Here is a 12,007-nt window from a genome sequence, read left to right on the forward strand (position 1 = left end):
TGTCATTCAGGAGCTTTTTTTGTTTATTGCTCGGGCAAACGCGCCAAAAGCGCAGCCATTTCTCCCCGCGTCAGCGCTCTTTCCGGCCGGAAGGTGTCGTCTTCATATCCGTTTAAAATTCCCGCCTGGGCCAAAGCGGTGATTTCCTGATAAGACCAGCGTTCTTCTAACACGTCGGAAAAGACCGGCCCGGCGCCCTGCACGTCGGTTTGAATCATGCGAAACAGCAGGCTTGCCATCTCCTCCCGGGACATCACCCGCTCCGGCTGGAACGAGCCGTCGGGATAGCCCATGAAAAATCCCGCCTCGGCCGCCGCCGCAATTTCCCTTTCCGCCCAATGGCCCTTTGTGTCTGAAAAGGCCATGTTGGAAGAGGGCGAAAGCTTTAAAACACGAGAGGCAATTGTCGCCGCCTGTGCCCGCGTTAGGCTGTCATCCGGCGAAAAATGTGTGTTGGAGGTTCCAATCATGTGCCCTTCTTTCACCGCCTGGATAATATCGTCCTTGGCAAAATGATGAAAAATGTCTTCAAAATATTTGCTGTTCAGCCACAAATCATAATAGTCCCACACGTCCCGGGTTTCCTGCCCGCTGCTCCAGTTACCTGCGCCTTTTAAGTCATATTTGTCCACCAGCGCCAGCTTTTCTTTGATGGAATTGCTGTTTTCATACCAAATTTCATAGTCACCCGGGCCCAGCTTCGTGCCGGTAACGGTTAAACTGTCTGAAGTTGTCAGCGTAAATTCTGCTTTGGGGCTTCTCGCCGTTTCGCTGTATGTTACCTCCCCGCCATATTTGGCAATGATGTCCTCCACTCTGTTAATGGAAACACCAAGCCCTTTTACGCTGCCGTCGGCGGCCCACAGCCTTCCGAAAAACGGAATTCCCAAAACGATTTTTGACGCGGGAACCTGATTGTTCAGAGCATACTGCACAGACCGTTCCACAAAATTTAAGGAGGCAACCGGCCCGGCGGTTCCGCCCTGGTAATGTTCGTCGTAAGACATTATAAACAAATGGTCGGCATATTCCGCCAGGCGGCGGTAGTCGTAGGAGCCGTGCCACCCGGTGTTCCACCCGTTGGGGTTAGCCGCAACGGCCACAGAAACTTCTTTTCCGTTCGGAATTTTTTCGCGCAGCAGCCGCACCAGCTCCGTATATTTATCGCGCTCTGTGTGGGTAACATTTTCAATGTCTACATTTACGCCGTCTAATTGATAGCGTTCAACAGCCAAAGCGATTTCGTCTGTGAGCTGGTCTAACCGGTTTAATGCATTTACGCCGGAAGCGCGGTCCCAATGGTTAGACAGAAACGGAACAACGCGAATTCCCTTGTCGTGAACGGCGTTTACGAAGCTTTCTGAAATATAATTTTGCTTCAAGCTTCCGTCTGCATTTAAGTCGAAGTAGCTGGGGGAGATTACCGCCAGGGTATCCTGTGCCAATGAAATGTATTCCAGCTGCGAGGCGTTTGAGCCAAAGTAGATATATGACATGGCATAACGGGGACCCTTTGCCGCGATTTGGGAAAATGGGATGCTGAAAATCAGCGTGCCGGCTAACACTATTTTAATAAACCGCAGTTTTTTATTGTTTAGCCAGCCTTTCTTAAAAACAGAAAGCTCTTTTGCAAATTCAAGCTTAAAATCTTCTGCTTGGTCGATGTATATGACAAGGTCAAACGAACCATCGCTGTTTTGCTGCATAAGGGTTCCATAACGAAGCATTTTGAATCCACCCTTTCTTAAATTTGGCTTCATAGCAATAGCATACCCAAAATTATGCAGTCAATACCGGCTGCCGCAGTTGTATTTACGGGGTATTTTTGATATAATGAAGTTGTAAAAATAAAAAATATGGAGAGAACCATGCAAAATAGATTAACAACAGGAAAAATTGGGCGTTCGCTGATTTCGTTCAGCCTCCCCATGATTTTTGGAAACCTGCTCCAGCAGTTATACAACGTGGCAGACACCTTAATTGTCGGCAAGACCATCGGCCCTGCCGCGCTGTCTGCTGTTGGTTCTTCTTATGCGCTGATGGTTTTGCTGACCTCCATTGTGTTAGGCCTGTGCATGGGAAGCAGCGTTGTGTTTTCACACCTTTTTGGCGCGGACAAAATCGACGAAATGAAAATCAGCATTTTTAATTCCGGGATTTTTATTTTCATTTTGTCAGCCGCAATTAACATTGGGGCTTTTTTGTGTTTGGATAACATCATTCTTTGGCTGAACATTCCCAAAGAGGCCGTAACGCTCACCCGGGAATATTTAAAAATTATTTTTTCCGGCATGATTTTTGTGACTGTTTATAACTTTTTTGCCTCTGTTTTAAGAAGTGTGGGAAACACAGTTATTCCTCTAATTTTTCTTGCGGCGGCGGCAATTACAAATATTGTATTAGACCTTCTTTTCATTTTAGTTTTCCATATGGGTGTTGCCGGGGCGGCTTATGCCACAGTAACTGCACAGGCGCTGTCTGCCATATGCATTACGGTTTACTTTTTTGTAAAAGAAAAACAGCTCTGTCCTGCAAAACAGCATATCTGCTTTGACAAGGGACTGCTGAAACGAATTGTTGGCAATTCCGTTTTAACCTCTGTGCAGCAGTCAATTATGAATTTTGGAATTTTAATGGTCCAGGGCCTGGTAAACAGTTTTGGATTTGCCGTTAGCGCCGCGTTTGCCGCTGTGGTAAAAATTGATGCGTTTGCCTACATGCCCGCGCAGGACTTTGGCAACGCATTTGCAACGTTTATTGCCCAAAATCACGGAGCCGGGCAAAAAGAACGAATTCACAAAGGCATTTTAACAGCACTGAAACTCTCCTGTGTGTTTTGCCTTTTTGCCTCGGCCTGCGTTTATGTTTTTGCAAAACCTCTCATGCTTCTGTTTGTCAATTCGGGCGAAACACAAATTATCAACATTGGCATTGAATATCTGCACATTGAGGGCGCTTTTTATGTGGGAATTGGGATTTTGTTCCTGCTGTATGGTTTGTTTCGCGGTCTTGGCAAGTCGTCCATTTCCATTTTTCTGACCGTTGTTTCCCTGGGCAGCCGTGTTGCGCTGGCATATGCTCTGTCGTCGCTTCCATCAGTGGGCGTAGCGGGAATTTGGTGGTCTGTTCCCATTGGGTGGGCGCTGGCCGACGCAGCGGGTTGTATGATTTATCTGTTCCGCCATCGATCTCATTTCATTCAAAAAAAGTAGTTGCATTTCTATCCTCGAACTGTGTCGAAATATTGTTTTGACAAATGAATATCCATTCGCTATAATGATTGGTAAATAGACAATATATGAATTGGAGGGGATTCCATTGCAGTAAAAATTTAATTTCTACAAGCGATAAATAAAACACAACAATTAAGGGGGATAATTGAATGAAAAAATTAAATGCAATCATATCTGTACTAATATCCAGCATCTTGTTCCTTTTCAGCACAAGTGTTTTTGCAGAAACAGCAACGACAACGCCTGAAGCAGCAGTCATAAATGGCATAGATGTGCTTGCCGCCGAAGACATTGATTTTACAAATGCATATCCATATGTTCTATATCAAAATGAGTACGGAAACTTAGAAACAATTTATGATGATCCCATTGTTGTTAGCTGGACGTCACCTGAATTGGGAAGTTACGTGATTGAAACGCTGGGCGAAGTTTCAACTACCATCAGCGTTTATAGCGTTAATGAACAAGGGGAAGTCACAGGTTCTCCTTCTGTGGCCCGTGCTGACAGCAATCTTCATGCACAATATAACACCACCTGTTTGGGAGGCTTGAACAAATATATTGTAATTAAGAAGAATTCAGATCATCCAAGTCCCGGAACCGATTTTCTATTCCGCATCGTTAGAACCGACCAATCAGATGATGCGACCAATTACCTGGATGAAGCGAGGCAAGACGCCGCGAATAATAACTTTTCTAATTTAAAAAACAGCGCTTGCCTTGATTACAGCGGCGATGTGGACATTTTCACCTACAATGTAACATCCGGAGGAACAGTAGGTTTTAAGTTCAAAAACGTCGATGCAGATTTAACTGTGACCGTCCGTCAGGAAGCTCCCAATTCATTTATGGGCACATTTAATTACGGAAGCTTTCAGATACCGAGCAATGTAGAAAAGACCCATACAATGCGATTAAGCACCGGTAAGTATTATATTCAAATAAATGAAACCGCTCCTGACGCAATAAACAAAAACTATTTATATAGTTATGACTTTGAATTCATTCCGCCCGGTTCTACAAGTAAATCTACTGTCAGCGGAACAGTTTCTACTCCTGCAGCAACCGCAAATATTGACAGCCTCTTTAACGATTTGCATAGCATGACTGTTTATGCGAAAACTTCTGTACTTGGAGATGTTGTTACATCCACAGTGGTTGATTCTGCCGGAAACTATCAGCTTGACCTTGCACCCGGCAGTTATGTTTTGGAGTTTGAACGCGCCGGATATTTAACACGCTATACACAGGTCACTGTTGGGAGCTCGGATGTAACGGTTCCGGATAAAACCCTGCTGAAGGGGGATGTAAACGGTGACGGTGTTGTGAATCAAACGGATTCGGAATTAGTCATAGCAGCATTTGCAACATCATACCCCAATTCAGGGTATGACCCGGCCTGTGATATTGACGGTAATGCTGTAATCAATACCGATGATGTTACTGTGGTTCTTGGCAATTATGGTAAAACCATTGAAAGCTATGGGGAAAATGTCGTCATACCGGGGGTATCTGGAAAAATTACACCTGTTGTAAGTACGGATGACGACGATTTTGATGATCTGCATAAGATTACTGTGACAATGAAGAGAGCGTCGGATGGTGCGGTGGTTGCAGCCACTGAAGCAGACAAAGCAACAGGGGCCTATTCTTTTATTGCCCGGGAAAGCGGCAATTTCATTCTTGAATTTAGGCGGGCCGGCTACCTTACCCGCCAAACTGCGGTTACGTTCAGTGACAGCAAAATTGTATTGCCCGACAAAGCTTTGCTTGCCGGCGATGTAAACGGCGATGGCGTTGTGAATCAAACGGATTCGGAATTAGTTATAGCTGCATATGGAATAGGATACCAAGATGCAGGATATGACCCAGCTTGTGATTTTGATGGTGATTCTAATATCACTGTTTCTGATGTAGGTATGGTTGTGAGCAATAATGGCAAAACTACAAATGATTATATAGATTAGAGGATACAAACAAAAAAATCCAGGAACAAAATGTTCCTGGATTTTTTTGTTTGTATTTTTTTTACTGAAAACGTTCACTGTGCCAATCTTAATGCCGTTTATGCTCTTTTTCCGACCTCTTTTAAAATGTCTGCTGCCGGGGCGGGGAGGCGGCCAAGCCCGTCCGGCCCGACGTTTAACAAATAGTTAATGCCCCGGGAATTTAAGTGGTTTTTCAGCCTTAACACCTCGTCTGCGCTTTTCCAGTTATCGTCAAAATATTTAAAGCCCCACGTATCGTTCAGCGTGGTTGGGGCCTCTGCCAAAATGCCGCTCATGTCTTCGTCTGGAATTTCGTTGTCACCCATGGACCGATAGTCCCCCAGGCCGTTTCCGATGCGCGTGTTGATTAAGCAGTTTGGCTGGAGGGATTTCACCAGGTCGTAAAGCTCCTGGCTTTGCGCAGGGGTGATGACGTGGGGCGTGTCGAACCAGATGAGGCACAAATCGCCGTAATTGGTTAAAAGTTCTTTCACCTGGGGCAAAGTTTTTGCCCGAAAGCACTGTTCAAAATTTTTGTGTTCGTTGTCGGGAAAATCCCAGCAGTTTGTCCAGGACATTTCGCCGCAGTTGGTTTTGCCCGACTTGTAGCCTCCGCCGTTTGGCTCGTGCCAGTCTAACTCCTGGGAATAATAAAGTCCGAACTTTAATCCGTGCTTTCGGCAGGCTTGGGACAATTCCCCAATAACGTCCCGGCCGAAGGGCGTGCCGTCTACCACGTTAAACGTGTCGTATGCAGAATGAAACAGGCAAAACCCCTCGTGGTGCTTGCTGGTTACCACCATATAGTTCATGCCCGCCGCCTTTGCGGCCAGCACCCACTCCTCCGGGTCGAAATAAATGGGGTTGAACGCCTCTGCCAGCTTTTCATATTCCGCGTTTGGAATTTCAAAATAAGACTGGGCCCACTCGCCGATATGGGGAATTCGTTTTCCCCGGTATTCCCCTGCAAGCAGGGTGTAAAGCCCCCAATGTATCATCATGCCGAATTTGGCCTCTTCTTGAAACCACTGTTTGTTGTTCATTTGAAAGCGTCCTCTCTTTTAAATGTTTTGTTTATTTTATCACAGGAAAATAACAGCGTCAAGTGCCGGGATTTCGGTTCCTTTCATATAATAAAAAGAAAGGAGGCGTGCAATTTGACTTATCAACGCGCAAAAGCCGCGGCTTATGCCCACAAGTGGGCGTTTTTGCGCAATCCGGCCTATTATAATTTTGACGATTTGGGCGGGGACTGCACAAACTTTATTTCCCAATGCCTTTTTGCCGGGGCGGGCGTGATGAACTACACCCGCGAAACCGGGTGGTATTACAGCTCTGCAAGCAACAGGGCCGCCGCCTGGACGGGGGTGGAATTTTTATTCCGCTTTTTGACAAACAACCGGGGGCCAGGCCCCTTCGCCGAGGAGCTTCCCCTTTCGCATGCCGCGGCAGGGGACGTAATTCAGCTCAGCTTCGACGGCGCGGTGTTTTCGCACTCGCTTTTGATTGTGGAAGAAAGCGGCCTGCTGGTTGCCACCCACACCCAAGATGCCGACTACCGGCCTTTGAACACATATTCCTTTGTCCGCAGCCGTCTGTTACATATTGAGGGGGTTCGGAGGTAAACAGAAAAAGACGCACAAAACATGTGCGTCTTTTTTATTTTTTGGCGTTTGCAATGTCTTTCGCTATGAATTGCAGATGCGTGATTTCCTCGTCGGTTAGGTTTGTGATTTCAATGAATTTTCGTGTGTCCAGGCCCAGCAGGCAGTCTGTGCTGACGGAAAACACAGATGATAGTTTCATCAGCATTTCAATGGAGGGTTGAATGTAGTTGTTTTCCCAATTGGAAATGCTTTGTTTGGTAACGCCCAGCTTCCTTCCCAGCTCCACCTGGCTTAATCCCCGTTGGCACCTCAGTTTTTTTATGTTTTCATTCAACATGGCGGTACCTCCCTATGCAAAATATTACTATACTATTATATAATTTTGATTGACTTTTAAAAAATACTATGGTATATTATTAATTGACTTTTAACGAAACGGAGGGGCTGGTTTTGCGGGAAAATTTTTCAGTTTCAGTTTTATTTGCGGCACTCTCCGGGCTTTTCTGCATTGCCGCCGCCCTCCTTGTAACAGTATTATATGAAAAACACGGCAGTTTCATTATGCTTCTTTTGGCATCTGGGCTGACAATGGTGTTTTTTGCGTTTTCTACTGTGCTTGCCAATCGGGCCGCCCGAATTGCAGCCCGCAGGAAAGAGCAGCAAAACAAGGAAAAAGAAAACAGAAAAAAGAGGCTGATGGAAGCCTTTCAAAAATTTAGTTAAAAAAAGCGCCGGCAGCAATATGAATTCCGCCGGCGCTTTTTATTGTTGTTTTACGGTCTGTGTGGTATAATATCTTTATAAGAAAAACCGGGAGGGAGTCAGGATGCACGAAAAACAGGTGAAAGGAATTTTGTCCGCCAAAAACGGCATGAATTTATACCGCGGCTGCTCCCACGGGTGCATTTACTGCGACTCGAGAAGCGCGTGCTATCAGTTTGACCACGCGTTTGAAGATATTGAGGTAAAATCCAATGCGCTGGAGCTTTTGGAACTGGCGCTTCGTAAAAAGCGAAAAAAGTGCATGATCGGCACGGGCTCCATGTCGGATCCTTATATTCCCTTAGAAATGGAGCTGGGCCACACCCGCCGGGCATTAGAGCTGATTTTAAGCTATGGCTTCGGCGTTACGCTGATTACCAAGTCTGACCGGGTGCTGCGGGATTTGGATTTGCTCAAAAAAATAAACGAAACAACAAAGTGCGTTGTGCAGATGACGCTGACCACCTATGACGACGGGCTGTGCAAAATTTTAGAGCCCAACGTGTGTGTCACCAGCCGCCGGGCTGAGGTTTTAAACATTTTGCGGGACAACGGAATCCCCACCGTGGTGTGGCTTTCGCCAGTGCTGCCCTTTATGAACGACACAGAAGAAAACCTTTTGGGGATTTTAAACCTGTGCAGGCAGGCAAAGGTGTTTGGCATTTTGTGCTTCGGCATGGGTGTAACTCTGCGGGAGGGAAACAGGGAATATTTTTATCAAAAGCTGGACGAACACTTTCCGGGCATGAAGCAGCAGTATTCCGCCGCCTTTGGAAGCCGCTATGAGGCCGCCAGCCCCAACAACCGCGCGCTTATGCCGGTGTTTTACCGGTTTTGCCGCCGGCACGGCATTGTTTCGGACAGTTCGAAAATTTTTGAATTTTTGAGAACGTTTGAAGAAAAAGAAACTGCACGGCAGCTGAATTTATTTGAATCATTTGGAGGAAAAGCATGAACATTCGCACAGCATTGAAACGTGACTATGAAACCATTTATGAATTAGTAAAAACCGCCTTTGAAACAGCCCAGGTGTCAGACGGCACCGAGCAGGATTTTGTTTTAAGGCTTCGTGACAGCTCTGCCTTTTTGCCAGAGCTGGAGTTTGTGGCAGAGGAAAACGGTTTGCTGATTGGGCATATTCTGCTGACCAGGCAGCCGGTTTTGCTCAGCGCGGGCACACTTTCGGCGGTTTTGGTGGCGCCGCTTTGTGTGGCGCTTCCCTACCGAAATCAAAACGTTGGGGGCAGGCTTCTGGGCTATGCAGGCGAGCAGGCAGTTAAACTGGGTTTTACCGCGTCGTTTCTGGTGGGAAACCCAGACTATTACGGCCGGTTTGGTTACCGCAGGGTGGGCGATTTTGGCATTCAAAATCAATCGGGTATTCCAGACCAGTTTGTGTTGGGCTGCGAGCTTGTGCCCGGCGCATTTCGGGGTGTTTCGGGAACGCTTTCTGAATTTGCACAGTAACCACGAAAGGAAGTTCTTCCCATGAAGATAGACCGTTTGATTGGAATTTTATCCATCCTGCTCCAGCAGGAGAAAGTGACCGCTCCTTATCTGGCCGAAAAGTTTGAGGTAACGCGCAGAACCATCAGCCGCGACATTGAAAACCTGTGCAAGGCCGGAATTCCCATCGTTACCGCCCAGGGAAAGAACGGCGGCATTTCCATTATGGACGGCTACCGGTTCGACCGGACGCTACTCACCTCCTCGGACATGCAGGCGATTTTGGCGGGGCTTAGAAGTCTGGACAGCGTCAGCGGCACCAGCCGCTATCAGCTTTTGATGGACAAGCTTTCGGTGGGAAACAGCGAAGTGCTCGCCTCCAACAGCCACATTTTAATTGACCTTTCCTCCTGGTATAAATCTTCCCTGGCGCCGAAAATTGAGCTGATTCAGTCGGCCATTGACGCAGGCAAAATGATTTCGTTTACCTATTATGCCCCCGGCGGAAAAAGTCTTCGCACCATTGAGCCCTACTGTTTAGTTTTCCAGTGGGCTTCTTGGTGTGTGTGGGGCTATTGCACGGCGCGGACGGATTTCCGCATGTTCAAGCTGAACCGCATGGTGGAGTTAACCTGTCTGAATCAGCGGTTTTCCCCCAGAACGCTGCCGCCTTTTCAGGCGGACGCAGAAACCATATGGCCCCGCAGCATTCAGGCGGAAGTGGAGTTTGCGCCGTCTATGAAATGGCGGCTTGTGGAGGAATATGGCCCGGAGAGCTTTTCTGTTTTGCCCGGAGGGAAGCTTTTGTTTCAGGCCGGATTTTCAGACAAAGAAAACCTGTTTTCCTGGCTGTTAAGCTTTGGAGACTGCGCGGAACTGACTGCTCCCGCCGGCCTTCGGGCAGAATTTTTTGCCCTGCTTCAAAAAATGATGAAATTTTATGATAAAACATGACACATACCTGTCTGGTTTTCTGTGATATGATTTGTCTATCTTAAAAAGAAAGAGGTAAGGCAAATGGATTATGAATTGGTAACATTAAACGAAAAAACGGTTGTGGGTTTGTGTGCAAGAACGTCGAACCGGTCGCCAAACATGGGGGCCGTTATCGGCGGGCTGTGGCAAACCTATTATCAGGGCGGGATTTATCCGCAGATTTCCGGCAAGAAAAACGGAAAGGCCCTCGGAATTTATTCCGATTACACCGGCCCGGACAAAAGCGAATATAAAGTGACTGTGGGCTGCGAGGCAGACGGTTCCCCTCTCCCCCAGGGAACGGAACGCATGGCGATTCCCGCAGGAAGGTATGCCAAATTTGTGGTGCGCGGCCATGTGCAAAAGGCCGTGGGGGAATTTTGGGAGCGTCTTTGGACAATGGATTTGCCCCGGTCGTTTGTCTGCGATTTTGAAGAATATCAGGACGGGAACTTTGAAAACGCCGAAATTCATATTTACATCAGCCTGACAGAGTGAGGCGTGAACGTTTATGGCCTCGTCGGAAGAATTTGTTCAATTTGCCTGTGAACAGGCAAGCGGCGCGGGAGAAATCACATACCGCAAGATGTTTGGGGAATATGGCGTTTACTGCGACGGCAAGCTGTTTGCCCTCATCTGCGGCGACCAGTTTTTTCTAAAAATTACTGATGCGGGCCGTGCCCTGTGTCCCAATTTGAAGGAGGCCCCGCCCTACGACGGCGCGAAGCCTTATTTTTTCATTGAGGACTTAGACGACCGGGAAAGCTTAACAAAGCTTGTTTCTGTAACCTGCGCAGCGCTTCCTCCGCCCAGGCCCAAAAAGGTACGGGCAGGGCGGCAAAAAAAAGCATAAAAAAAACGGTATGGCAAACTGCCATACCGTTTTTAACGCCGCTTAATCCGGTTAAAAGTGCTGTAGACATCTGTGTTAACCCCTAAGCTGCTCTAAATATTTTGTAAAGTTTTTGCACACCGGCACGTTCATTCTGCCTGCGTTCTCCAAAACGGAAATCCCCTCGTTGGCAATGTAAAAGCCAACGACCAGGTCCCGCACTTCTTCTATTCCGGCGGCTGTGCCAATCATTTGCGCCAAAATTACAATCAGCAAAATCATAACCTTTTTTAAAATGCCGCGAAACCCAATTTCGCTGTTTAACCGCTTTTCATAAAGCGCAGCCAGCACCCCTGTGACGTAGTCAATTAAAATGCAAACCAACAGGACTGAAAACAGCATGTCCAGCCCCCCAAACGCAAAGGAGAGAATACCCGCCAGCGCGCCGCAGGCAAGTTTCATCCATGTAATAAAATTGTCCATTTTGCCTTCCCTCACTTTCCCGTAATATACCGCACAACGTTCCGTGCAATGATAGCCGCTTGTGCTCTTGTCACTGGTTCATTCGGGTTAAAATGGGTTTCGTCCACCCCGTTCATAATCCCCATTTCAAACACTTCCCGAATCTGCTTTTCTCCGTAGTGCCCGCTGATGTCTGTAAATTTACATTCTGCCATTTTTATTTCCTCCTTAATCAACTGTTTAAACTTTTCCCACAGCGCCCAGTTATTTGCGCTCATTGAGGCCGGACAGTTCTTCCTGCTTGCATCATAGTGACGCACAACATGGGACGCGTCAATCCCTAGCTGCTTCATCAAATATTTTGTCAGCTCCGCAGCTTTCAGGTACGCCGCGTCGTAGTTTCCGTCAGCGTTTACACAAATTTCAATGCCGACGGAATTTTGGTTTGTAATGCCGTATTTGCCCTTGCCGTCCCCCACGTGCCAGGTGTAACATTTTGTGTAATCATTTACCTGCAAAACGGTTTTGTCGTCCACAAAAAAGTCCGCCGAGCTGTTTCGGTTCCCGCCGTTAAAATAACGGAAATGAGAGTCCGCATCTGCGCCCTTTGATTTGTTCCCCGTGTCATGGATAACGATATAACGTATCGCACTATTTCGTGTGACGCGGTTATATGCGATCTGCTTTTTTTCAATGTTCATT

The 12,007-nt window shown here is 47.1% G+C and carries 14 protein-coding genes; 9 read left to right on the top strand and 5 right to left on the bottom strand.

Going from position 1 to position 12,007, the window contains the following annotated elements; genetic code table 11:
- Window positions 1-23: 23 nt before the first annotated feature.
- Window positions 24-1,727 carry an S-layer homology domain-containing protein gene (locus H8698_RS04135; protein WP_249311284.1) on the bottom strand — a complete coding sequence of 568 codons (1,704 nt, stop codon included), beginning with the start codon at window positions 1,725-1,727 and terminating at the stop codon, window positions 24-26.
- Between the two features lie 141 nt (window positions 1,728-1,868).
- Between H8698_RS04135 and H8698_RS04140 the strand changes: the two genes are divergently transcribed.
- Both H8698_RS04140 and H8698_RS04145 read left to right on the top strand, forming a co-directional pair.
- Window positions 1,869-3,212, top strand: a complete 1,344-nt coding sequence (locus H8698_RS04140; protein WP_249311285.1) for an MATE family efflux transporter — start codon at window positions 1,869-1,871, stop codon at window positions 3,210-3,212.
- Between the two features lie 170 nt (window positions 3,213-3,382).
- Window positions 3,383-5,200: a dockerin type I domain-containing protein gene (locus tag H8698_RS04145; RefSeq protein WP_249311286.1), complete on the top strand. Its 1,818-nt coding sequence runs from the start codon at window positions 3,383-3,385 to the stop codon at window positions 5,198-5,200.
- Window positions 5,201-5,298: 98 nt separating this feature from the next.
- On the opposite strand, the gene H8698_RS04150 is transcribed toward H8698_RS04145, so the two are convergent.
- Complete coding sequence (locus H8698_RS04150; RefSeq protein ID WP_249311287.1) at window positions 5,299-6,264, bottom strand: alpha-L-fucosidase; 966 nt, start codon at window positions 6,262-6,264, stop codon at window positions 5,299-5,301.
- A gap of 114 nt (window positions 6,265-6,378) precedes the next feature.
- On the opposite strand from H8698_RS04150, the gene H8698_RS04155 reads away from it, so the two are divergent.
- Window positions 6,379-6,846: an amidase domain-containing protein gene (locus H8698_RS04155; protein ID WP_249311288.1), complete on the top strand. Its 468-nt coding sequence runs from the start codon at window positions 6,379-6,381 to the stop codon at window positions 6,844-6,846.
- A 34-nt stretch (window positions 6,847-6,880) separates the two neighbouring features.
- On the opposite strand, the gene H8698_RS04160 is transcribed toward H8698_RS04155, so the two are convergent.
- Window positions 6,881-7,165, bottom strand: coding sequence for a helix-turn-helix domain-containing protein (locus H8698_RS04160; protein ID WP_177680009.1), 285 nt, complete (start codon window positions 7,163-7,165; stop codon window positions 6,881-6,883).
- A 113-nt stretch (window positions 7,166-7,278) separates the two neighbouring features.
- Between H8698_RS04160 and H8698_RS04165 the strand changes: the two genes are divergently transcribed.
- From H8698_RS04165 to H8698_RS04190, 6 genes are all read left to right on the top strand, one after another.
- A complete protein-coding gene (locus H8698_RS04165; protein WP_249311289.1) occupies window positions 7,279-7,551 on the top strand; it encodes a hypothetical protein in 273 nt (90 codons plus the stop codon).
- 103 nt (window positions 7,552-7,654) lie between these two features.
- Window positions 7,655-8,545: an SPL family radical SAM protein gene (locus tag H8698_RS04170; RefSeq protein WP_249311290.1), complete on the top strand. Its 891-nt coding sequence runs from the start codon at window positions 7,655-7,657 to the stop codon at window positions 8,543-8,545.
- Complete coding sequence (locus tag H8698_RS04175; protein WP_249311291.1) at window positions 8,542-9,057, top strand: GNAT family N-acetyltransferase; 516 nt, start codon at window positions 8,542-8,544, stop codon at window positions 9,055-9,057. The genes H8698_RS04170 and H8698_RS04175 overlap by 4 nt, the downstream gene beginning before the upstream one ends.
- 21 nt (window positions 9,058-9,078) lie before the next feature.
- Window positions 9,079-9,990, top strand: coding sequence for a helix-turn-helix transcriptional regulator (locus H8698_RS04180; protein WP_249311292.1), 912 nt, complete (start codon window positions 9,079-9,081; stop codon window positions 9,988-9,990).
- 63 nt (window positions 9,991-10,053) lie between these two features.
- Window positions 10,054-10,509, top strand: a complete 456-nt coding sequence (locus H8698_RS04185) for a GyrI-like domain-containing protein (protein ID WP_249311293.1) — start codon at window positions 10,054-10,056, stop codon at window positions 10,507-10,509.
- A 13-nt stretch (window positions 10,510-10,522) separates the two neighbouring features.
- Window positions 10,523-10,864: a TfoX/Sxy family protein gene (locus H8698_RS04190; RefSeq protein WP_249311294.1), complete on the top strand. Its 342-nt coding sequence runs from the start codon at window positions 10,523-10,525 to the stop codon at window positions 10,862-10,864.
- Window positions 10,865-10,939: 75 nt separating this feature from the next.
- On the opposite strand, the gene H8698_RS04195 is transcribed toward H8698_RS04190, so the two are convergent.
- Together H8698_RS04195 and H8698_RS04200 are read right to left on the bottom strand one after the other, a co-directional pair.
- Window positions 10,940-11,326 carry a phage holin family protein gene (locus H8698_RS04195; protein ID WP_177679154.1) on the bottom strand — a complete coding sequence of 129 codons (387 nt, stop codon included), beginning with the start codon at window positions 11,324-11,326 and terminating at the stop codon, window positions 10,940-10,942.
- Between the two features lie 11 nt (window positions 11,327-11,337).
- Window positions 11,338-12,006, bottom strand: coding sequence for an N-acetylmuramoyl-L-alanine amidase (locus H8698_RS04200; RefSeq protein WP_249311295.1), 669 nt, complete (start codon window positions 12,004-12,006; stop codon window positions 11,338-11,340).
- Between the last annotated feature and the right edge of the window lies 1 nt (window position 12,007).

It is taken from the genome of Congzhengia minquanensis (assembly GCF_014384785.1).
GTDB lineage: Bacteria > Bacillota > Clostridia > UBA1381 > UBA9506 > Congzhengia > Congzhengia minquanensis.

Excerpts from the sequence above, each read along its gene's own strand:
- H8698_RS04170 (WP_249311290.1), top strand. The coding sequence starts at position 7,655 with ATGCACGAAAAACAGGTGAAAGGAATTTTGTCCGCCAAAAACGGCATG.
- H8698_RS04180 (WP_249311292.1), top strand. The coding sequence starts at position 9,079 with ATGAAGATAGACCGTTTGATTGGAATTTTATCCATCCTGCTCCAGCAG.
- H8698_RS04140 (WP_249311285.1), top strand. The coding sequence starts at position 1,869 with ATGCAAAATAGATTAACAACAGGAAAAATTGGGCGTTCGCTGATTTCG.
- H8698_RS04175 (WP_249311291.1), top strand. The coding sequence starts at position 8,542 with ATGAACATTCGCACAGCATTGAAACGTGACTATGAAACCATTTATGAA.
- H8698_RS04185 (WP_249311293.1), top strand. The coding sequence starts at position 10,054 with ATGGATTATGAATTGGTAACATTAAACGAAAAAACGGTTGTGGGTTTG.
- H8698_RS04150 (WP_249311287.1), bottom strand. The coding sequence starts at position 6,264 with ATGAACAACAAACAGTGGTTTCAAGAAGAGGCCAAATTCGGCATGATG.
- H8698_RS04190 (WP_249311294.1), top strand. The coding sequence starts at position 10,523 with ATGGCCTCGTCGGAAGAATTTGTTCAATTTGCCTGTGAACAGGCAAGC.
- H8698_RS04135 (WP_249311284.1), bottom strand. The coding sequence starts at position 1,727 with ATGCTTCGTTATGGAACCCTTATGCAGCAAAACAGCGATGGTTCGTTT.
- H8698_RS04145 (WP_249311286.1), top strand. The coding sequence starts at position 3,383 with ATGAAAAAATTAAATGCAATCATATCTGTACTAATATCCAGCATCTTG.
- H8698_RS04195 (WP_177679154.1), bottom strand. The coding sequence starts at position 11,326 with ATGGACAATTTTATTACATGGATGAAACTTGCCTGCGGCGCGCTGGCG.
- H8698_RS04160 (WP_177680009.1), bottom strand. The coding sequence starts at position 7,165 with ATGTTGAATGAAAACATAAAAAAACTGAGGTGCCAACGGGGATTAAGC.
- H8698_RS04200 (WP_249311295.1), bottom strand. The coding sequence starts at position 12,006 with ATGAACATTGAAAAAAAGCAGATCGCATATAACCGCGTCACACGAAAT.